Annotated in this window: 17 protein-coding genes; 13 read left to right on the top strand and 4 right to left on the bottom strand. The window is 65.8% G+C overall.

The window, feature by feature from the left end; translation table 11 throughout:
* The first annotated feature begins 17 nt into the window (after nucleotides 1–17).
* Both secF and thiI read left to right on the top strand, forming a co-directional pair.
* On the top strand, nucleotides 18–962 hold the full coding sequence (secF, locus tag HPY83_16345) for a protein translocase subunit SecF (protein ID NPV09516.1): 945 nt from the start codon (nucleotides 18–20) through the stop codon (nucleotides 960–962).
* Nucleotides 962–2,092, top strand: a complete 1,131-nt coding sequence (gene thiI, locus HPY83_16340) for a tRNA 4-thiouridine(8) synthase ThiI (protein NPV09515.1) — start codon at nucleotides 962–964, stop codon at nucleotides 2,090–2,092. Before secF ends, thiI begins: the two co-directional genes overlap by 1 nt.
* A 103-nt stretch (nucleotides 2,093–2,195) precedes the next feature.
* Here thiI and selD read toward each other — a convergent pair whose 3' ends face one another.
* Nucleotides 2,196–3,275 (bottom strand): selenide, water dikinase SelD, encoded by a 1,080-nt coding sequence (gene selD, locus HPY83_16335; GenBank protein NPV09514.1) that lies wholly within the window; start codon nucleotides 3,273–3,275, stop codon nucleotides 2,196–2,198.
* 515 nt (nucleotides 3,276–3,790) lie between these two features.
* Between selD and maf the strand changes: the two genes are divergently transcribed.
* The 5 genes from maf (at nucleotide 3,791) to HPY83_16310 (ending at nucleotide 7,207) form a co-directional block, all read left to right on the top strand.
* The gene (gene maf / locus HPY83_16330; protein ID NPV09513.1) at nucleotides 3,791–4,498 is read left to right on the top strand and encodes a septum formation protein Maf; all 708 of its coding nucleotides are present in this window, start codon (nucleotides 3,791–3,793) and stop codon (nucleotides 4,496–4,498) included.
* The gene (locus HPY83_16325) at nucleotides 4,479–5,051 is read left to right on the top strand and encodes a flavin reductase family protein (GenBank protein NPV09512.1); all 573 of its coding nucleotides are present in this window, start codon (nucleotides 4,479–4,481) and stop codon (nucleotides 5,049–5,051) included. The genes maf and HPY83_16325 overlap by 20 nt, the downstream gene beginning before the upstream one ends.
* Before the next feature lie 59 nt (nucleotides 5,052–5,110).
* Nucleotides 5,111–5,488: a response regulator gene (locus tag HPY83_16320; protein NPV09511.1), complete on the top strand. Its 378-nt coding sequence runs from the start codon at nucleotides 5,111–5,113 to the stop codon at nucleotides 5,486–5,488.
* A gap of 191 nt (nucleotides 5,489–5,679) precedes the next feature.
* Complete coding sequence (locus tag HPY83_16315) at nucleotides 5,680–6,738, top strand: Ldh family oxidoreductase (protein NPV09510.1); 1,059 nt, start codon at nucleotides 5,680–5,682, stop codon at nucleotides 6,736–6,738.
* Nucleotides 6,739–6,799: 61 nt separating this feature from the next.
* Nucleotides 6,800–7,207, top strand: a complete 408-nt coding sequence (locus HPY83_16310; GenBank protein NPV09509.1) for a DUF4870 domain-containing protein — start codon at nucleotides 6,800–6,802, stop codon at nucleotides 7,205–7,207.
* Between the two features lie 86 nt (nucleotides 7,208–7,293).
* Here HPY83_16310 and HPY83_16305 read toward each other — a convergent pair whose 3' ends face one another.
* From HPY83_16305 to HPY83_16295, 3 genes are all read right to left on the bottom strand, one after another.
* Nucleotides 7,294–10,614: a tetratricopeptide repeat protein gene (locus tag HPY83_16305; GenBank protein ID NPV09508.1), complete on the bottom strand. Its 3,321-nt coding sequence runs from the start codon at nucleotides 10,612–10,614 to the stop codon at nucleotides 7,294–7,296.
* On the bottom strand, nucleotides 10,611–11,858 hold the full coding sequence (locus tag HPY83_16300) for an extracellular solute-binding protein (GenBank protein ID NPV09507.1): 1,248 nt from the start codon (nucleotides 11,856–11,858) through the stop codon (nucleotides 10,611–10,613). The genes HPY83_16305 and HPY83_16300 overlap by 4 nt, the downstream gene beginning before the upstream one ends.
* A gap of 338 nt (nucleotides 11,859–12,196) precedes the next feature.
* Complete coding sequence (locus tag HPY83_16295) at nucleotides 12,197–13,258, bottom strand: flippase-like domain-containing protein (protein NPV09506.1); 1,062 nt, start codon at nucleotides 13,256–13,258, stop codon at nucleotides 12,197–12,199.
* A gap of 350 nt (nucleotides 13,259–13,608) precedes the next feature.
* Here HPY83_16295 and rpoD point away from each other — a divergent pair, with 350 nt between their 5' ends.
* From rpoD to HPY83_16265, 6 genes are all read left to right on the top strand, one after another.
* Nucleotides 13,609–14,811 carry an RNA polymerase sigma factor RpoD gene (gene rpoD, locus HPY83_16290; protein NPV09505.1) on the top strand — a complete coding sequence of 401 codons (1,203 nt, stop codon included), beginning with the start codon at nucleotides 13,609–13,611 and terminating at the stop codon, nucleotides 14,809–14,811.
* 140 nt (nucleotides 14,812–14,951) lie between these two features.
* Complete coding sequence (locus tag HPY83_16285; protein ID NPV09504.1) at nucleotides 14,952–15,581, top strand: cyclodeaminase/cyclohydrolase family protein; 630 nt, start codon at nucleotides 14,952–14,954, stop codon at nucleotides 15,579–15,581.
* 53 nt (nucleotides 15,582–15,634) lie between these two features.
* Nucleotides 15,635–16,486 carry a bifunctional 5,10-methylenetetrahydrofolate dehydrogenase/5,10-methenyltetrahydrofolate cyclohydrolase gene (locus HPY83_16280; GenBank protein NPV09503.1) on the top strand — a complete coding sequence of 284 codons (852 nt, stop codon included), beginning with the start codon at nucleotides 15,635–15,637 and terminating at the stop codon, nucleotides 16,484–16,486.
* A gap of 63 nt (nucleotides 16,487–16,549) precedes the next feature.
* Nucleotides 16,550–18,301, top strand: coding sequence for a formate--tetrahydrofolate ligase (locus HPY83_16275; protein ID NPV09502.1), 1,752 nt, complete (start codon nucleotides 16,550–16,552; stop codon nucleotides 18,299–18,301).
* Between the two features lie 69 nt (nucleotides 18,302–18,370).
* A complete protein-coding gene (locus HPY83_16270; GenBank protein NPV09501.1) occupies nucleotides 18,371–18,700 on the top strand; it encodes a heavy-metal-associated domain-containing protein in 330 nt (109 codons plus the stop codon).
* Between the two features lie 55 nt (nucleotides 18,701–18,755).
* The coding region (locus tag HPY83_16265) for a carbon monoxide dehydrogenase (protein NPV09500.1) at nucleotides 18,756–19,123 on the top strand (368 nt) is incomplete at its 3' end.

The following is a 19,123-nucleotide window of genomic DNA, read 5'->3' as shown; positions in this document are numbered from 1 at the left end:
TGGTATCGGGGGACTTCGTGATTGACTTCGTCGGAAAGCGACGCTGGTACTTTGCCATCTCGTTGCTGGTGATCATCCCTGGGCTGGTGGCCATGATCTACTCCACCCTCACCTTCGGGACGCCTCTGAGGCTGAGCATAGATTTCACCAGCGGCTCTCTACTGGAGCTTCGCTTCCAGGAGGCCGTGCCCCCTGCACAGGTGCGGGACGTATACGTGGATCGAGGCTATCTGGACACCTCGGTGCAGTCCGCCGACGACGGCCGCACCGTGTTCATCCGCTCCAAGCAGCTGGACCAGGAGACCAAGCAGGCGCTGGTGGCCGAGCTGGAGGAAAGGTTCGGGCCGGCGGATGAGTTGCGCTACGAGTCGGTAGGTCCCACGGTGGGGAGGGAGGTCACTCGGGCGGCCAGCATCGCGGTGGTGGTGGGCGCCATCGCCATCCTGGCTTTCATAGTGATCGCCTTCCGGGGGGTGCCGAATGCGTTTCGCTACGGAGTCTGCGCCATCGCGGCCATGGTGCACGATGTCCTGGTAACGACGGGCCTCTTCTCCATCATGGGGCTGGTCGCGGGCTGGGAGGTGGATGCTCTCTTCCTGACTGCACTACTGACAGTGATTGGCTTCTCCGTCCAGGACACCATCGTGGTGTTCGACCGCATCCGTGAGAACATCCCCAAGCGTCGGGGCGAGCCTTACGAACTGGTAGTGAACCGAAGCGTGTTGGAGACGTTACACCGCTCGCTGGCGACGCAACTCAACGCCATGTTCGTTTTGGTGGCTATTCTCTTCTTCGGCGGCGCCACCATGAGGCAGTTCGTGGCCACTCTGCTGGTAGGTATGGTGAGCGGCACTTACTCCTCCATCTTCAACGCCGTGCCCTTGCTGGTGGTGTGGCAGACAGGAGAGGCGGGGCATCTGCTTCGACGCGTATTCCGTCGCTCAGTGCCCGTCACCAGTTGATGCCGGACGAAGAGACACTAATCGTCGCGCGCTACGGCGAGATCGCTCTCAAAGGCCGTAACCGACCCCGCTTTGTGCGCCAAGTTCGGCGCAACATGTCGGCGGCGTTGGCTGCCGAGGGGGTCCCAGGTGAGGTTCGGCTTGAGGGAAGGCGCATCTACGCCCTCACCCCCCATCCTGAGGCGGCTCTTGGGGCTTTGGCTCGGGTGTTTGGCGTCACTTCCCTCAGTCCGGCCGTTCGGGTGCCGGCGGACCTGGAGGCCATCAAGCGCACGGCGCTGGAGCAGCTGATTCTCTCGGGCGTCTCGCCCGATCGGACTCTGCGCGTGGCGGCCCGGCGCTCGTACAAGGGCTTCCCCCTGACCTCGCCTCAGATCAACCGTGAGGTTGGCGAGTTCCTGGTGCAGCAGACCGGCGCCGGGGTGGATCTGTCCGACGAGGCCGATCTCACGGTAGGGGTAGAGGTGCACCAGGACCACGCTCTGGTGTACGCTCGAGTAGTGCCCGGAGCCGGTGGCTTGCCCATACCTCTGAGCGGGCGGGTGGTGGCGCTGATGTCAGCGGGGCTCGACTCGCCGGTGGCGGCCTGGATGATGATGAAGCGAGGGTGTGCCGTCATTCCGCTGCACTTTGCCGGAGTGGCGGAGACGATGGAAGAGCGCTTCCGCCGCCTGTGCGGCCAGTTGCAGAAGTGGTCGCAGAGCTGGCGCCTGCAGCCGGTGATACGGTCGCACGCGGAGGCTCTGAAAGGGGCAGCAGAGAGGCTGCGCGTCTGCCGGGAAGAGCGGTGGACGTGCTTGTTCTGCAAGCGAGCCATGGTGGCGGAGGCAGAGAAAGTGGCCCGAGAGCACGGCGCCCAGGGGATCGTGCTGGGGGATTCGCTGGGGCAAGTGGCTAGCCAGACGCTGGAGAACATGCGGGTGATCTCAGCGGGGGCCTCACTGCCCATCTTCCGCCCGCTGATCGGCCTCGATAAGGTGGAGATCATGGCGCTGGCGCGCCGGATCGGCACCTACGACCTCAGCGCCCAGGCGGCCCCCGTCTGCCCGTACCTACCCGATCGGCCCCTCACCCAGGCTTCCTACGACAAGTTCCTGGCGCTTCGGCCTCAGATCGAGGTAGACCGCTGATGACGCCGATGCGGGGCTGATCTCCGCTGATCGTTCTTCAGGTCTTCCTCTCCTGATCAGCGGGAGTTCGTGGTATGCCGGCGGCGATCAGGGCTCCGTCCCCCTAGGGCGCGACCTCGACGCGGCCAGCTTCGGAGGTTACCTCGCCTACCTCCCAGGCCTCCACGCCCTGCGACCTTGCTTGCGCCAGTAGCGAACGGGCCGAATCGGGTGGCAGGGAAAGTAGCAGTCCGCCTGAGGTTTCCGGGGTGAACAGGAGCAAGCGAAGCTCGTCCTCCAGAGAGGCAGAGAAGGTCACGAGGTCGGCGAAAGCTGCCTCATTGCTGTTGGCGCCGGCAGGGAACAACCAGTCCCGAGCATAGCCCAGGGCTCCGGGCACGAAGGGCAGAGCGCTGAAGCGAAAACGAAGGCCGGCCCGGCTGCGCTGGGCCATCTCGGACGCGTGGCCCAGCAGGGCGAACCCGGTGACGTCAGTGGCCCCGTGGATCGGGAAGCGGCGAGCAAGGGCGGCGGCCTGCCGATTGAGCGTGGCCATCCATCGTTCGGCTTCCTCCACGTCCTCCGAAGTGGCCAGGTCGGCCTTGAGGGCGGTGGCGACCAGGCCCAGGCCCAAGGGCTTGGTGAGGATCAGCCGGTCTCCAGGGCGAGCGCCCGCCTTGGTCCACAGGCCGTCTCGGGGGGCGAAGCCGGCCACAGCCAGGCCGAAGACGGGCTCCGGGCCCTCTATGGTGTGTCCGCCGGCCAGGACGCCCCCGGCTTCCTTCACCTTCTCCGCTCCACCTCTCAGGATCTGCGATACGATGTCCGCGGGCAGGCATTCGGGCATGATAGCCAGGTTCAGCGCCAGGGCGACCTCGCCTCCCATGGCGTAGACGTCGCTCATGGCGTTGGCCGCGGCAATAGAGCCGAAGCGGTAGGGATCGTCCACGATAGGAGTGAAGAAGTCCGTGGTCAGGATCAGGGCCCGTCCGTCGGCCAGGTCGTAGGCGGCGGCGTCGTCCGGCTGGGCCAGACCCACCAGCACGCCAGGATATTCAGTTGGCGGGAACATCCCAGCCAGGGGGCGCAGAACCTGCGCCAGAGCAGCCGCCGGCCGCTTGGCCGCTCAGCCGGCTGCCCTTGTCATGGCTGTCAGCCGGATGCCCCCGACCGCGCCTCCGGGCAACTCACAGGATTGAGCCATAGTGCCCCGAATGTACCGCATGGTGCGGACACTGGGCCAATCAGGTCTGCTCCCGGAGAGGGAGGTCAGGGCAGGCGCCCCGTGCCTAACCATCTCCCAAAAGGCGCCGGTAGGGCTTTCTCAAAGTCCTGGGGCAGGCCACCAGAGATGCCTACCGGAGCGGGCGAACACAAGGTTCGCTTCTACGGCTAGGGAGTTGCCAGAGCCACTAGAGATGACTACCGGAGGACACTGCGGGCGAACACAAGGTTCGCCCCAACGGCTTAGGCGTCGTCGAAGTGCTGGGGCAGGCCAGCAGAGATGCCTATCGGAGCCAGGCTGGGCGCTATCGGACGCTGCATCGTCTGTGTTCCATGCCTGCTGACTGGCGGGTCGTGGTTGCTGGCTCGCTCCAGGTGGCAGATCGCCCAACGCTGGCTCGACTTTGAGAAAGCCCCAAAGAGGCCGGCCAGGGCCGTTGACAGCCGGCAAGGCCACTCCTAGAATGCCGACAGATCTCGCACGTCGAGGGGGACTTGCCAGCACAGCGAGAGCAGTTGGTTCTTGCCAGCACTTCTCCCAGGCGGCGGGAGTTGCTCGCTCTATTGGGTATCCCCTTCGTGGTCTGCCCTGCGGCAGTGCCGGAGGACCCGCTACCTGGCGAGCCTCCGGGCGACATGGTGGTCAGGCTCAGCGCCAGTAAGGCCAGGTACGTTGCCAGGGAGAGACCCGAGCGCTTCGTCGTTGGTAGCGACACATCGGTGAGCCTCTTCGATGCCGGGGGATGGCGCATCTTCGGCAAGCCGACCAGCCGTGGAGACGCGCGCCGGATGCTGTCTGAGCTCGAGGGTCGAGAGCACGCGGTGCACACCGGCTACGCCGTTCTGGATCGGAATCGGGGCCTAATGTGGCGTGGTTACCAAGAGGCAAGGGTGCGACTGAGACACCTGGAACCCGCCCAGATGGACGCCTACGTAGCCAGCGGCGTGGCTGACGACAAAGCGGGTGCGTACGCGGTGCAGGACAAAGAGCAGCGGCTGGTGGACCGCCTGGACGGATGTGCCGCTGCCGTCATGGGGCTCCCTCTATGCGCGCTCCGCAACGTGCTTCTCAAGCTGGGACTCCCTGTTGCCGATATAAGCCGTGTGTCAGAAGGGTGCAGCAGGCTGACGGGACAGGAGTGCTGTCTGAGCTCGTCCGCTGGCTGCCCTGCGTGGGTGGAGTATGCCGAAGAGACCGGTTGATCTGGAGATAGCCCACCGGCTCATTGCGGGGGGGCCAGTTGCCTTTCTGGCCACCAGGTATCGCGAACGGACCAACGTAATGGCCCTTAGCTGGATGACCCCGATCAGCATGAACCCACCGATGGTGGCTGTGGCAGTACATCGTGCCTGCCTGTCCCATGACTTCATCGAGCGCACAGGGGAGTTCTCGCTGAGCATTCCCGGACGAGCGCTGATGGAACAGGTGCGGGATGCGGGGCTGATCAGCGGGCACGACGTGGACGACAAGTTCGAGGAAGTGGGCCTAGAGGCCACTTCCGGCGAGGCCTTGAGCCCTCCGCTGGTTGAGGGCTGTCTGGGGTACCTGGAGTGTAGCGTGGTGGAGGCCTACGAGGCCGGCGAGGAGCACACTCTCTTCTTGGCCGAGGTGGTCGCGGCTCAGGTGGAGGAAGAGGCCTTCGATGAGCTCTGGCTTCTGGGAGACGAGGAGGTGAAGCCTCTGCACCATCTGGGGGGACACACCTACTCCCAGCTCTCCGAGGCCATCTCGGCCGAGCCTCGCCCGAAGGAGTGAACGTGACCGCCGAGCGCGATCGACCGATCAGGGTGCTGTGTATCGAAGACGATGCCGAGATGATCGAGCTCGTCCGGCTCATCCTCCAGCAGCAGGGCTACCGGGTGCAAGGGTGCACCGATGGTGCCAGTGGGCTGGTGGCGGCGCGGGAGTCGCGCCCGGACTTGATACTCCTGGACTTGATGATGCCCGGCATGGACGGGTGGGAAGTGTTCCGGCGACTGAAGCAGGACGCTGACCTGGCCGACACGCCTGTGATTGTCGTGACTGCCAAGGCGCAGAGCATAGACAAGATGCTGGGCTTGCACATAGCGAAGGTGGACGACTACATCACCAAGCCCTTCGGGCCCCAGGAGCTGCTCGGCCGGGTGAGCGGGGTGTTGGAGAAGAGCGGGAGCAGGCGAGTGGGAGGGGTCCCTCGAGCGAGCCTGAAGTGAGCGCTCAGCCTGGGCCCCGAGCGAGGGAGGGCGTTCCCACTTGACCTGGTTCCCAGCCAGACGGTACACTGTCCGGGCTGCTCCGGCCAAGGTACTGCCTGCAGAAGACAGCCATCGGCAGCGGGCTTCGGGGTGCAGCCGGGCATGCGCTGGCCTGGCCGAGCGGTATCCCTTTCTGGAGACCAGAGACCTTGCTCGTAATACCATCTGAGCAGTTGCAGCCGTTCGTCTGCGACATCTTCGTGGCTGCCGACACCCCCAGGGCCAACGCCGAGAGAGTGGCAGCGGCCCTGGTTGGCTCCAACCTGGTAGGTCACGACTCGCACGGCGTGATCCGCGTGCCTCAGTACATCTCGGCCATACGCCAAGGGCGCATTGACCCCGCTGCGCGACCCGAGGTAGAGAGCGAGACTGCCTGCACCGCCCGCATCACCGGGCACTGGGGGTGGGGGCAGGTGGCTGCCTGGGAGGCTACTGCGGTAGCGATCGCCAAGGCCCGCCAGAGCGGTCTGGCGGCAGTGGTGTTGCATTCCAGCAACCACGTGGGCCGTGTGGGCGAGTACGTAGAGGAAATCGCCCGCCACGACATGGTCGGCCTCGCGACTCTGAACAACCACGGTGCTGCCATGCAGGTGGCCCCTTTCGGTGGGCGGGAGCGGAGGCTGTCCTCCAACCCGATAGCGTTCGCCGCCCCGACAAGCGGCGACCCGATCCTGGTGGACATGACGTCGTCCGTCGTGGCGGAAGGAAAGGTGCGGGTGCTGCGTAACCAGGGCAAGCTGGCCCCGGATGGGTGGCTGATTGATGCCGAGGGGAGGCCGACCAACGACCCCCGCGTCCTGTACGCCGACCCACCGGGTGCGCTGCTGCCCCTGGGCGGTCCCCTTGGGCACAAGGGATACGGACTGAGTGTGATGATTGAGGTGTTGAGCGGTGCCCTCAGCGGAGCTGGGTGCAGCAGCCCGCGGCACGAGAGGATCGGCAACGCCATGTTCATCGAGGCCGTGCGAGTGGACGCTTACGTTCCCCGCGAGGAGTACCTGGGTGAGGTCGACGAGTTGGTAGCCAGCCTCAGGTCGTGTGCCCCTGCGGCTGGCTTCAGCGAAGTGCTGATTCCAGGTGAGCCTGAGCGGAGGACCGAGGTCCTACGGCGGAAGCAGGGCATTCCCATTGACGAGGAGACCTGGCACCAGTTGACAGAGGTAGCAGGCGAGCTTCACGTGCCCGTCCCGCCCGTACGGCAGAGCTAGCCGGAATCTGCCGGGCATCGGGCCCGGTGGGCAGGAGATTCGCACCCGAGGAGGCAACGCGATGGTGGATCAGGGAATACCAGAGCCGATGGCGGCGATGCCGGGAGGACCGGAGGTGACATCGAACGACAAGACAATGGCTGCGCTGACCTACATCCTACCGTTCATAGGCTCGGCCATCGTGTTGCTGAGCGAGACCAACAAGGCTCGGCCTTTCCAGCGCTTTCATGCCATGCAGGGGCTAGGGCTGGCCGTCGTATATGTCATTTGGCAGATCGTGGCCTTCATAATCGGAGCCATTCTGGGAGCCATCACGGCCGCGTTGGCGTGCTGCGTGTCCTGGGTTCTGCCCCTGCTGCCTCTTGTGCCGATGGTCTACTTCGCGTATCAGTCCTACCAGGGCAAGGTATTTGATGTACCCGTCCTGACTGATTTCATGGTCCAGCAGGGCTGGATGGAACGTATCTAGTTACACGTGACCCGTGACAAAGGAGTGAGCACCGAGCCAGGCAACGGTCTGCCTGGCATCGCCGGCGATGCTTCACGCGTCACAGGTCATCGGTCCCGGCTGTTCAGCTTCTTGAGGTTCTGCTCAGTCATTCTAGTACCGTAGAGGTCGCCAAGTTCCTCCTTGAGCGCCAGCGAGCGCTCATAGAACCTGGCGGCCTCTCGCTCCCTTCTCTGAGCGGCCAGAATCAGCCCCATGTTGTTGTAGACGCTGGCCAGGGCGTTCTTCTCCCCTCTCTTCTCGAGCAACTGCGCCGCCCGGGTCAGATGTGCCCGGGCCTCCTCCCACTTGCCGCTGCGCCGATCGGCCACCCCCAGGTTGTTGTAGGCCCACGCCAGGCCCACGTCGTCGCCAAGTTCTTCCCAGAGGCGGGCCGCCTCCAGGAAGTGCTCGGACGCTAGCTTTCGGTTGCCCAGTTCCAGCAGCACGCTGCCCATGCCGTTGTGCGCCAGGGCCAGGCCGCGCCCGTCGCCCGCCGCCCGGGCCCGCGCCAGAGCGCGCTGCTGGTGCTCCAAAGCCTCTTGCCAGCGTCGCTCCCGCATGTAGATCCGCAGGAGGTCCATGCTAGCGTCGAGGCCGAAGGGAGCACGTTCCTCCAGCTGTGCGGCGCGCTCCAGAGCCTGCACAGCCCGCTCGCGGTCGGCCAGCTTCAGGTAGACCTTACCCAGCGAGCGGCAGGCCTGGATGCGGCCGTCGAGATCGCCGGCAGCAGTGAATGCCTCAAGCGCGAGGGCGTAAGCCTGGGCCGCCTCCCGGAAATCCGCCAAGTCCGAATGGCAGCGGCCCAGGGCGTAGTGCACCTGGGCCCGGAGGAGGAGGTGGCCCTCTTCCTTCTCCAGCGCCCTAGCAGCTTGCTGGTAGTACTCCTTGGCACGTTGGCAGGACTCTTCCTGCCCGGCAATGTGGCCGAGGACCATGAGTGCGTTCACCTGAGCCTCGACCTCGCCGATGCGCTGCAGGCAGGTGAGGGCTCGCTCAAATGGCCCTCGCGCGTCCGCCAGTCGGCGGCCCTCCCAGTGCATGGTGCCCAGCCGCACCAGGGCGTGGGCGGCTCTGCGGTAGTCGTGGGCTCGCTCGAAGGCGTCCGCAGCCGCCGCGAGCCGCGAGGAGGCTTCCTCGGTGTGTCCGGCGTCGCGCTCCGCCTCGGCCGCCTCGAGAAGGAAGCGACCGCGTGCCACATGGTCGCTGACGAGGGCAGCTGCCTCCTCGCCCCTGCGGGCCATCTGCAGAGCATAGCAGAGGAGCCGCCGCTCTCGCAGGATGGGCGCCAGCGCCTGGCATATGTCCCTGACTAGATCTAGTCGGCCGGCAAGGGGACCGGTGGCAGCCGACGCCCAGCCCAGGGCCGTCAGCAGGCTGGGCCAGAGGGCCAGGATCTCCGAGATCGCCTCTTGCCGGGCGGTATCACCATCCTCCTCGATCCGAGCGTACAGGGATCGAGCTCGGGCAGCGAGGGCCTCGGCCAGCCTGATGCAGGCGCGGCTGTCGGGACGGTGCTGGGCCATGTCCGCCCGCACCAGAGGGTGAAGGCGGTACTCCCCCTCGTACAGCGAGTCGGCCAGAAGCCCCAGGCGCTGCATCTCCTCCAAGGCCGGCCGGGCGTCCCGGCCCAAGGCAGCGCTCACGACGTCTTCCTGGACCGGGCCTGGGATGAGGGCGAGGACCGAGGCGGCATCGCGCTGGCGCGGGGTCAGTCGCGCCAGGACGAGACGCAGCACGCCATCGAGCGAGCCGACGGCGCGCGCTGACCGGACGCTCTGAAGGAGCCCGAGGGGACCGGCCTGGCCCAGGGCCAGGCGCATGGCCAGGGGGTTGCCCGCGAGGCCCTCCACCAGAGCCTGTACGCTGCGATCGCTCACAGACGAGAGGAAGCCCATGCCCTCCTGTTGACCAAGCCAGCGCACCCAGGCGACTGCCCCTTCGGCATCCAGGCCGTCGGAGGTGAAGGCTGTCTCCCCGTCGTCTGTGGCGCAGAGGAGCAGTACCGAGGAGGGACCCAGGTGCCCATCCAGCGAGAGCAGTCGCTCGCGGTCAGCCTGGGCCAGCAGTTCGGCCTCGTCCACCAACACCAGAGCTGGGCGGCGGCGCAGCTCACCGACCACCGACTCCAGCAGCGCCTGCTGGTTCAGGACCAGGCACCCCAGAGACAGAGCCAGGCTCTCGAGCACGGACGCCAGATCGGCCTGGACCAGGGCGCTACACTCCACATGGATGACTCGCTCGTACCGGGAGGAGAGACGGTGGGCTACCTCGATGGCCAGGGACGTGACTCCTGAGCCCGGGGGGCCCACCGGCAGCAGCCCAGCCCAACCAGGGCGCACCAGTCCGAGCAGGTGCCTTAGGGCCGGGCCACGGTCGCGAAACCAGTTCTGCCGGCGCAGCTCGGGATACAGAGGCTGGTTGACCAGCCGCAGTCCGAGGCCATCTCCGCCCCTGTCCACTAGCGAGTACCAGTTGCTGCCTGCCAGGACCGGGCGCAGGCGCGAAGCGACGTCGGCGGTGTCCAGCCCGGCCGCCACGTCGCCCACTACTCGGCCAAGGGTTTCCCCTCGGGAGAGGCCGGAAACGATCTGGGCCAAGGCGCCCGTCCAGTCCGAGTCGCTGAGGGCGCTAGGCACGGAGACCACGGTCTCGATCCCGGCGTCGATCAGGGCTTGAGTGTCGGCAGCTGCCGGGCTTAGGCTGCGAATCACTACGGCGCGCACTCGGCCTATCGCCAGGCAGTCGGCCAGCCGGCCGGCGTTGAGCCGCCGAGCCTCGCCGGTCTCGCCCTCGAAGAGCGGAAGGCCATCGGACAGAGGGGCCTCGATGACCAGTAGGTGGTACCTAGGCGAGGCTCGCATGGCCGTCTCCAGGCTGGCCTCTGTAGGAGGCCAGACGGTCGCCAGTTCGACATCGGACTGCCGGTCCGCCAAGGCCTGCACAATGGCCTGCCAGGCCACCCTAGCGGGAGCCTGAGCCGAGTGGGTCTGGTCCGAGGATCCAGTAGGAGATCGCTGGGGGCGGGCGAAGGAGACATTGAGAGGGCGGGAAAGGAGGAGCAGGACGCGGAGCCGATCGCGCACCGAGAGATGGTCGGGCTCAGGCGGGGGGCTGGTGGGGGCGAGCTCACCGGCGAGTGATTGGTCGGGATGGGAGTCCGTCTCCTCGGTTGACCGGCCCGCTGCCTCGTCGGCGTCTGCGTCTCCTTGAGGCTTGAGTCTGGTGCCGAGCTGTAGCACCCCCGAAGCAAGGAGGTACGCCACGGCTCCGCCCACGAGCACGAGGGCCACAGCCACGGTAAGGTCGGTTGGCCTGACGAGAGCGAGGAGCAGGGCCGCCAGTGTGACCGCCAGTCCGGCGAAGACCGTGCGGTCGCTGAGCTTCAACGACCTGCCTCTGCCGCGATGACCGGAGCAGCTCTCTCCTGTACCTGGGCGAGCGCCTCAGCAACAGGCATCTCGCCGCTGAAGGCCCGCTGCAGAGCCTCGCCTAGCCAGACTCCCACCCTGTCTACCCAGGTTGTAGGGGGTATGGTGCGTCCGATCTCCAGAGCGCGAATGGCGACCTCGGCCACATCAGGCCGATGCCCGCTACGAAACTCGCCCGATTCCAGAGCCTGCTTGAGGGGAGGCACGGTCAAAGTGACCGGGGGATGGTTGGCGATGAAGACGAGCCACTGCCAGGCAGCGCGGATCTCGGAGCTCTGGGAGGACAACGCGTAGGCGCGCATCGACAGCAGAGTCATCTGCTGGACTCTGCCGGGAGGTACTGCCAGGCCCCACTGGAAGTTCCACCGGGCTCCAGACAGGTCTCCGCCACGCTCGGTCAGGGGGCCGTACCACATAGCGGCCCGCTGCGACACCACCATGCGCTCGAACCCGCCCAACTGGCTGAGCTCCCGAGGGGTTGGGGCCACCCCGTGTCGGAGGGCGAGATCAGCGTACCATTCGATCGCCTCTACTGCCCGCGGGTCGGTGAAGGTGGCCTCCCGGGGCGCCACTAGGCTGTCGACGAGGGTGCCGCCGTTCTGGTAGACCAGGGGCACAAAGTCGGCACGGGTCATGTCCAGCAGAAGCCCGTATACCGGTGGATTGGCTAGGGGATCGGAAAGCTGGAGGGCGGCCTCGAGCAGGTCGTCCCAAGTCCAGGAGTTGGTGGGATAGGGGACTCCAGCGGCGTCGAACAGGTCGCGGTTGTAGTAGAGCACCCATGGGTCCACGTCGGCGGGAAGGCCCCACAGCTGGCCCCTCCAAGTGAGGGCGTCCAGCGTGCCGGGGTAGAACGCATCAACGTCCAGCGTCAGGTCGTCCTGGACCAGGGGGTCTATGGCGCGAATCAGTCCCGACTGAGCCAAGGAGGCTACGGCAAGCTGGTCCACCATCACCACGTCGGCCCGGCCAGTACCGCTCAGGGCACTGTAGGGATTGCCCGAACGTAGGACGACCTCGACCCCGGGGTTGTCGGCCTCGAACTGGCTCTTGAGCGCCTCGAAGTGAGGGGTGAGCACGTTGGTGGGGTAGACGTAGGTGATGCGGGCTGGCTCGGGGGTGGCGGTGGGCGAGGCGAATAACCCACAGCCGGCGACGATCACCACCAGCAGGGCAAGGCATACGCCCATTCGCGGCCACATCGATCTCCTCCTGGAGGCTCTGCAGCCATTCTAGCACCAGGCCGGCGAGGGCATCAAGGGTAGGACCTCAGCTCCATGGGGGGACGGATCCTGAGACGAGCACCGCCCCTCCGGGCGAAAGCTGCGGAGCCATGGGTGAGCAAAGCCCGCCTCTGCGGGCTAAGCTGCTCGCTCCGCCTGCGACAACCGGCTTCGCTTTGTCGCCGCTCCGGGTTTCTCCTGGCCATGGCGAATGGCCTGAGAAGTGCCGCGCCTCAAGGCTCCTGGCCGCAATCGAGAGCTCTTGCCGTCAAGGCTCGGCTGGGACTGGGGGACGGCGCGTCCGCCCGTGGCTGGGCTCAAAGGGCGCGCCGACGGCGCAGGTGCCACCCGGCCAGGAGACCGAGGGGAATGGGAAGCCAGAACGAGAGAGCGCGGAAGAGGAGCACCGCCGAGAGCGACTGCTCCAGCGGCTGAGTCATGGCCACGTAAGCCGCCACCATGGTCCCTTCGGTGACCCCGACCCCGGCAGGCAGGCCCACCGCCGAGCCGGCCAGGCTGGCGGCCCCGTACGCCACCACCGTCTGGGAGAGAGAGACGGGCAGTCCGAGCGCCAGAACGGAAAAGTGAAGACTTAGGGTGTCCCCCAGGATGGTCCAAGAGGAATAGAAGGCGGCGACCCACAGACCGCACCTGATCTGGGCCCCGATGTTGAGGGCAGACAGAGCCTCCTCAAGCAGGAGAGGGAGCCTCGCCTGAAGTGGTGGGTTTGGGCGGCGCGACCCGAGGATGGCATCGGCGGCCCTTCCGGTGGCAGTGGCGATCCAGTGTGCCAGTTCAGGACGGCGGGCGAGGAGGGCGATGAGGGCGCCTGCGGCGAGCGCTGCCGCCGCTAAGGGCACGAACTCGGCCATCGTGGCGCCGCCGGGCGCAATGCCAGTGCCCACGATCCCGGCGGCTGGTAGCAGGATGACGATCAGCCAGGCGGTCCCCAGGAGGTTCTGGAGGACGAAGTAGCCAGCGATGGCGGCCTCGCCCACCCCCTGGCGCTTGAGGAAGGCGGCCCGGACCGCGATCCCTCCGGCACCTCCCAGGGGAAGGAGCCTGGCTGCCGCACCTGAGGCAAGCGATGCCTCCGAAGCCGCTCGGGCGGAGATGTGCCTGCCCGCGGCTCGGGCGGAGAGGGCCATGAGCAGTCCCGTACCCAGGTAGCGAGCCACCTGGGCCGCCAGAGAGGCGAGCAGCCAGGGCAGCGCCGCGGCCTGGATTTGCCCTAGCACTCGAGGGAGATCGAGCGCCTGTGGGGCGATGAGCCACAGAGCCAGGAGCAGAAGGGCTGCCAGAAGGCTGCTCCTGACCAGAGGTATGGATGCCAGCTTCCTCACCGATGCAGCGAGGTTAGTTGGTGTTCGTGAGCTCACCGAGTGGCTCCCCGCTCTGCGGCCATGGCACCGATTGTGGTGCGACAGTGGCATGGCCGCAAACGTGTGTGCTGGCGTGAGCGCCCGTCTAGGGTGGGCGGGGCGCTTGATGTTGAGGGTCGCTGCCGCTAGAATCGGCGTGGGCCGTCGGGGGAGAGCGGTACCCCTCGTGGTGGGTGTGAGTCAAGTCTCAGGCAAGCTGGGCGCAGGGGCACTGGTACTGCCTGCCTTGGCATGTTATACTGGCAACGTTGCTTACCCGTCATCGTTACGAGTGGCGCTACGAGAGGAGCTGCCGGCTCCCCATTACCAGGACGTGAATCGCCTACCAGGCGGAGGCTTATACCGGAATGGTTGCACACGAGGATCAGGAGCTCCTGGACGGCCCGGAACAGCGGGACTCGGACCAGGAATACAGCCTTGAAGAACTCCTCACCAAGGGGAGGAGCCAGGGCTTCGTGACTCAGGAAGACATCCTAGCCGTGATCCCCGATGCCGAGAACAACCTGGATGCTCTGGATGAAATCTACATAACGCTTCTCAATGAGAACATCGAGGTACACGAGGGCGACGAAGAGGAGGAGTCCGAAAACGAAGCCGAAGAAGAGCCGGAGGAAGAGGCAGTTGACCTGTCCCAGATAGGGGTGGACGATACGGTCAGCCTGTATCTCAAGGAGATCAGTCGGGTCCCACTGCTCACGGCGGAGCAAGAAGTGGAGCTGGCTCAGAAGATCGAAGCCGGCCTGGAGGCGCAGGACCGTCTGGAGCGGGGGGACTATGCTCCCGACGAGCGGCGGACGCTGGAGGCGGTGCTGCGCGAGGGAGAGAGGGCCAGAAGGCACCTTATCGAGGCCAACTTCAGGCTGGTAGTGAGCATCGCCAAGAAGTACGTGGGCCGGGGGGTGTCCTTCCTCGACCTCATTCAAGAGGGCAACATCGGCCTCATCCGGGCGGTGGAGAAGTTCGACTGGCGCCGGGGGTACAAGTTCAGCACCTACTCCACCTGGTGGATCCGCCAGGCCATCACCAGGGCCATCGCGGACCAGGGGCGCACCATTCGTGTGCCGGTGCACATGACCGAGCGCATCAACAAGGTCATGCGGGCTCAGCGCAAGCTGGTGCAGGAGCTAGGGCGCGAACCCACTCCGGAGGAAATCGCTGCCGACCTGGACACCACTCCGGAGCAGATCGAGCGGATCATGAAGATATCGGAGCGGCCCTTGTCGCTGGAAATGCCGGTGGGGGAGGAGCAGGACAGCGCCCTGGGCGACTTCATCGAGGACGAACTCAGCTTGATGCCAAACGAGGTGGCTTCCAACGAGCTACTGCGGCGCCAGGTAGAAGAGGTCTTGGCTACCCTGAGCGCCCGCGAGGCGAGGGTGCTGCAGATGCGCTTCGGCCTGAAGGATGGCCACACGCACACGTTGGAGGAGGTCGGCCGGCGGTTTGGGGTCACTCGGGAGCGGGTGCGGCAGATCGAGGCTAAGGCGCTCCGCAAACTTAGGCATCCCAGCCGCAGCCGACGTCTGAGAGACTACCTGCAGCCGGAGTAGCACAGCGAACCCGGCTCAGTTCGGCGCCGCGGCGCCGAACTGAGCCGGCAAAGAGGCGAGTAGCAGGCTCAGACTCGGGCGCCCCGAGTTCCAGGGTGCCCGAGTTCTATGGGGGGACATAGCCGGGGGGAGGACTGCTCATGACATCGGGTCTCATCGACACTCGCTTCATTGACGCGCTCGCCACTTCCGAGCCGACTCCCGGCGGCGGAAGCGCAGCGGCGATGGCCGGCGCCATAGGAGCCGGCCTGTTGAGCATGGTCTGCAACCTCACCGTGGGCCAAGAGCGGTTCGCTGCGGTGGAGGAGGAGATCAGGGCGGTGCTGGAGGAGAGTGAGAGCCTTCGGCTTCGCCTGGTGGACCTGGCTGAGCGGGACATGGCCGCCTACCGCTCCTTCGTCGAGGCTCAGAGGCTACCACGGAAGTCGCCGGAGGAGCGGCGGGAGCGCACCGGAAGGATGCAGGAAGCGCTGAAGGCCTGCACCCTTGTTCCCCTGGAGATAGCCGAGGCATGCCGCCGGCTGCTAGACCTATCGCCGGTGGTGGCGGAAAAGGGGAACCCCAGCGCCGTCACCGACGTGGGGGTAGGGGCTCTGCTGGCAGAGGCAGCCATGCGAGGGGCCGGGCTTCAGGTGATGGTGAACCTCGCCTGGCTGAAGGATGAGGCTTTCATTCAGGAACAACGTCGGCGCGTGCAGGAGGTGCAAGCGGGCAGCGCCGAACTGAAAGAACGGGTGGTAGCCATGGTAGAGGGGGCGCTGGAGGGTTAGCGCCCCCTATGCCCATCTCTTTCGGGCGCCGGACCAGTCTCAAGGAGGAACACGTGACCGCTAGGCTTCTGGACGGCAAGGAGACATCCGCCCGGCTGCGTGATGAGACGCGCGGCCAGGTCGAGGAGTTTACTCGGCGATTCGGCCGAGCACCTTCGCTGGCCGTAGTTCGGGTGGGGGAGGATGCCGCCTCGGTCAGCTATGCCCGGATGATAGAGCGCAGCTGTGGCCAGGTGGGGGTGTCGTTTGCGCTGCACAGGATGGCTTCGCCAGGAGAGGACGAGGTAGTGGAGTTGGTGCGGCGGCTCTCCGAAGCTGCCGACGTAGACGGGATCATGGTCCAGGAGCCTCTTCCCTCGGGCGTATCGCGCGAGCGTGTTATCTCCGCTCTGGCGCCTCACAAGGACGTAGACGGGGTACACCCGCTGAACGCCGGCCGCCTGATGCAGGATGCCGGCGATTACTTTGTTCCGGCTACGCCCGCTGGGGGAGTGGAACTGCTGGAGCGGTATGAGGTGCCCATCCGGGGGAAGAGGGCGGTTGTAGTGGGTCGGTCGAACGTGGTCGGGCGCCCGATGGCGCTCTTGTTGCTGCACCGGCACGCTACTGTCACCATCTGTCACTCCAGGACGGCCAACCTGGCGGAGGAATGCCGTCGGGCCGACATTCTGGTGGCTGCTACCGGTCGGGCCGGCCTCATCACCGGTGACATGGTGGGCGAAGGGGCGGTGGTGGTGGACTTCGGCGTCAACTTCGTGGACGGCAAGATGGTCGGCGATGTGGACTTCGAAGCGGCTTCTCAGAAAGCGTCGCTCATCACGCCGGTGCCCGGGGGGACGGGCCCCATGACCAACCAGATGTTGATGCGAAACGTGCTCAAGGCCGCTCAACTACAGCGCGGCTAGCCATACGGAGCAGTGCGAGCCGAATGAGGTGAGCAGCCAAGTCCTGTTGCAGGGAGGATAGCGATGGCAGTGAAGAAGGCAGTGCCCAGCGACCTCGAGATCGCCCAGGCGGCGACCTTGCGGCCGATCACGGAGATTGCCGCCGAGGTCGGCCTGACTGTCGACGACCTGGAGCTCTTTGGCCGGTACAAGGCCAAAGTGCACCTCGACGTCAAGGACAGGCTTCAGGGGCGCCCCAACGGTCGCTACGTTGACGTGACGGCGATCACGCCGACGCCGCTGGGAGAGGGGAAGACGACCACCACGGTCGGTCTCACCCAAGCTATGGGCCGCATCGGCAAGAAGGTCATGACCTGCATCCGGCAGCCGTCCATGGGGCCCACCTTCGGCATCAAGGGGGGAGCCGCTGGCGGGGGCTACTCCCAGATAGTGCCCATGGAGGACTTCAACCTACACCTCACGGGCGACATCCACGCGGTCAGTGCGGCCCACAACCTGCTGGGGGCGGCCATAGACGCCCGCATAATGCACGAGGACACCCTGAGCGATCGGCAGCTGGAGCGGATGGGCCTGCGCCGGCTGGATATAGACCCGTACTCCATCACCTGGAACCGGGTGGTGGACATGAATGATCGCGCCCTGCGGAAGATCATCTTGGGCCTGGGGGACAAGACCGATGGCCGGCCACGCCAGTCGGGCTTCGACATCTCCGTGGCCAGTGAGGTCATGGCTATCCTGGCGCTGGCTGACTCGCTCAAAGACCTCCGACAGCGGCTCGGGCGGATCGTGATTGGCACCAGCAAGTCTGGGGACCCGGTCACCGCCGAGGACTTGGGCGCGGCGGGGGCCATGACGGTCCTGATGAAAGACGCTCTGATGCCCAATCTGATGCAGACGCTGGAGGGGCAGCCGGCTTTCGTGCATGCCGGGCCCTTCGCCAACATCGCTCACGGCAACTCGTCTGTGGTGGCCGATCAGATTGCGGTGAAGCTAGCGGACTATGTGATCACCGAGTCGGGCTTCGGAGCCGACATAGGCATGGAGAAGTTCTTCGACATCAAGTGCCGCGTGTCAGGTCTCATCCCCAGCTGCGTGGTGCTGGTAGCCACGGTGAGGGCGCTGAAGATGCATGGTGGTGGCCCTCGGGTAGTGCCGGGGCGCCCACTGGACAAGGCCTATCGGGAGGAGAACTTAGAGCTGCTGCGCCAGGGCCTCCCCAACCTGGAGGCTAACATCCGCATCGCCAAGACTTTCGGCGTGCCGGTGGTGGTGGCGGTCAACTCGTTCGCCGACGACACCGACGCCGAACTGGACCTGGTTCGCGAGGCGGCGATACGGGCCGGCGCCGAGGACTCGGTGCGAAGCAGCCACTGGGCCGACGGCGGGGAAGGGGCAGAAGACCTGGCCCGAGCGGTAGTGGCGGCCTGCGAGAAGCCCAACCAGTTCGACTTCCTCTACCCGCTGGACATGTCCATCAAAGACAAGATCGAGACCATCGCTACCACCATCTACGGCGCCGCGAAGGTGGACTACAGCCCTGAGGCGGAAGCCCGCATCGCTCTGTTCACCCGACTGGGCTACGACAACCTGCCCATCTGCATGGCTAAGACCCACCTGTCGCTCACTCACGACCCCACCGTGAAAGGGGCGCCCAAGGGCTTCACCTTCCCCATCCGAGACATCCGTGCCTCGGTCGGGGCGGGTTTCCTCTATCCGCTCGCTGGCGAGATGAGGACGATGCCAGGGCTGCCCAGCAGGCCGGCGTTCATGGATGTGGACCTGGACGCCGAGGGCAGGGTAGTAGGGCTGTTCTAGGCGGGATTCGCAGACGGCGTCGGTCGCTGAGATCGGCGCCGTCCCACTTGATGCCATCGGGAGGAAGCCGTGGCTGAGAGACTGATGCTCTCCATTCCCAGGCTGTACGCGGACCATCACGTGCAGAGAGTGCGGGAGATCCTGCTGGGCCTGGAAGGGGTCGAAGACGTGTGGGCGAGTGCTATGGACTCGCAGGTCGTTGTACTCTATGGGCCTGATAGGATACAGGCGGAGGCCATACGCGAGGCCCTGGCTCAGGCCGGCTACGAAGAGGGAGCTGTGGCGTCTGGAGTCACCCCGGCTCAGGCGGAGCGCTCGGCGTGGTACCGCACCCCCATCCGGCCGGCCAACACGAACGCTATAGACAGAGGAATGGCGGGGGACTTCAGAAGGTACTAAAATGTAGTGTGTTGGTCGTATTTCAACACCTAGTACCCATGATCTGGAGAGTAGAATGGCAGAGATCGGAAGTAGGGATAAGGCAGCGACGCAAGCCATCGAGCTGGCTCAGGAACGGGGCATAGAGACAGTCTTCGCCAGAGCCGAGAGCACGCGCCCCTGTCCTATTGGTTCCGAGGGACTTTGCTGCCGCAACTGCGCCATGGGCCCTTGCAGGCTGACGGGACGGACGACCAAGGGGCTCTGTGGCGCCACGGTCGGCACTGTAGTGGCCCGCAACTTCGCTAGGGCTGTGGCAGCGGGTGCTGCGGCCCACTCCGACCATGGTCGTGACGTGGCCCTAACGCTGCTCGCAGTGAGCCGCGGCGGAGTGAGCGACTACCGGATCAAAGACGAGGCCAAGCTTCGCGCGGTGGCCGGCTA

It is taken from the genome of Anaerolineae bacterium, from assembly GCA_013178015.1.
Taxonomy (GTDB): domain Bacteria; phylum Chloroflexota; class Anaerolineae; order DRVO01; family DRVO01; genus Ch71.
The sequence above is the reverse complement of the archived record's forward strand: the minus strand, read 5'-3'. Positions and strand labels throughout refer to the sequence as shown.

Excerpts from the sequence above, each read along its gene's own strand:
- HPY83_16310 (NPV09509.1), top strand. The coding sequence starts at position 6,800 with ATGGTGGATCAGGGAATACCAGAGCCGATGGCGGCGATGCCGGGAGGA.
- HPY83_16275 (NPV09502.1), top strand. The coding sequence starts at position 16,550 with ATGGCAGTGAAGAAGGCAGTGCCCAGCGACCTCGAGATCGCCCAGGCG.
- HPY83_16285 (NPV09504.1), top strand. The coding sequence starts at position 14,952 with ATGACATCGGGTCTCATCGACACTCGCTTCATTGACGCGCTCGCCACT.
- HPY83_16320 (NPV09511.1), top strand. The coding sequence starts at position 5,111 with ATGATCGAGCTCGTCCGGCTCATCCTCCAGCAGCAGGGCTACCGGGTG.
- HPY83_16325 (NPV09512.1), top strand. The coding sequence starts at position 4,479 with ATGCCGAAGAGACCGGTTGATCTGGAGATAGCCCACCGGCTCATTGCG.
- HPY83_16300 (NPV09507.1), bottom strand. The coding sequence starts at position 11,858 with ATGTGGCCGCGAATGGGCGTATGCCTTGCCCTGCTGGTGGTGATCGTC.
- rpoD (NPV09505.1), top strand. The coding sequence starts at position 13,609 with ATGGTTGCACACGAGGATCAGGAGCTCCTGGACGGCCCGGAACAGCGG.
- thiI (NPV09515.1), top strand. The coding sequence starts at position 962 with ATGCCGGACGAAGAGACACTAATCGTCGCGCGCTACGGCGAGATCGCT.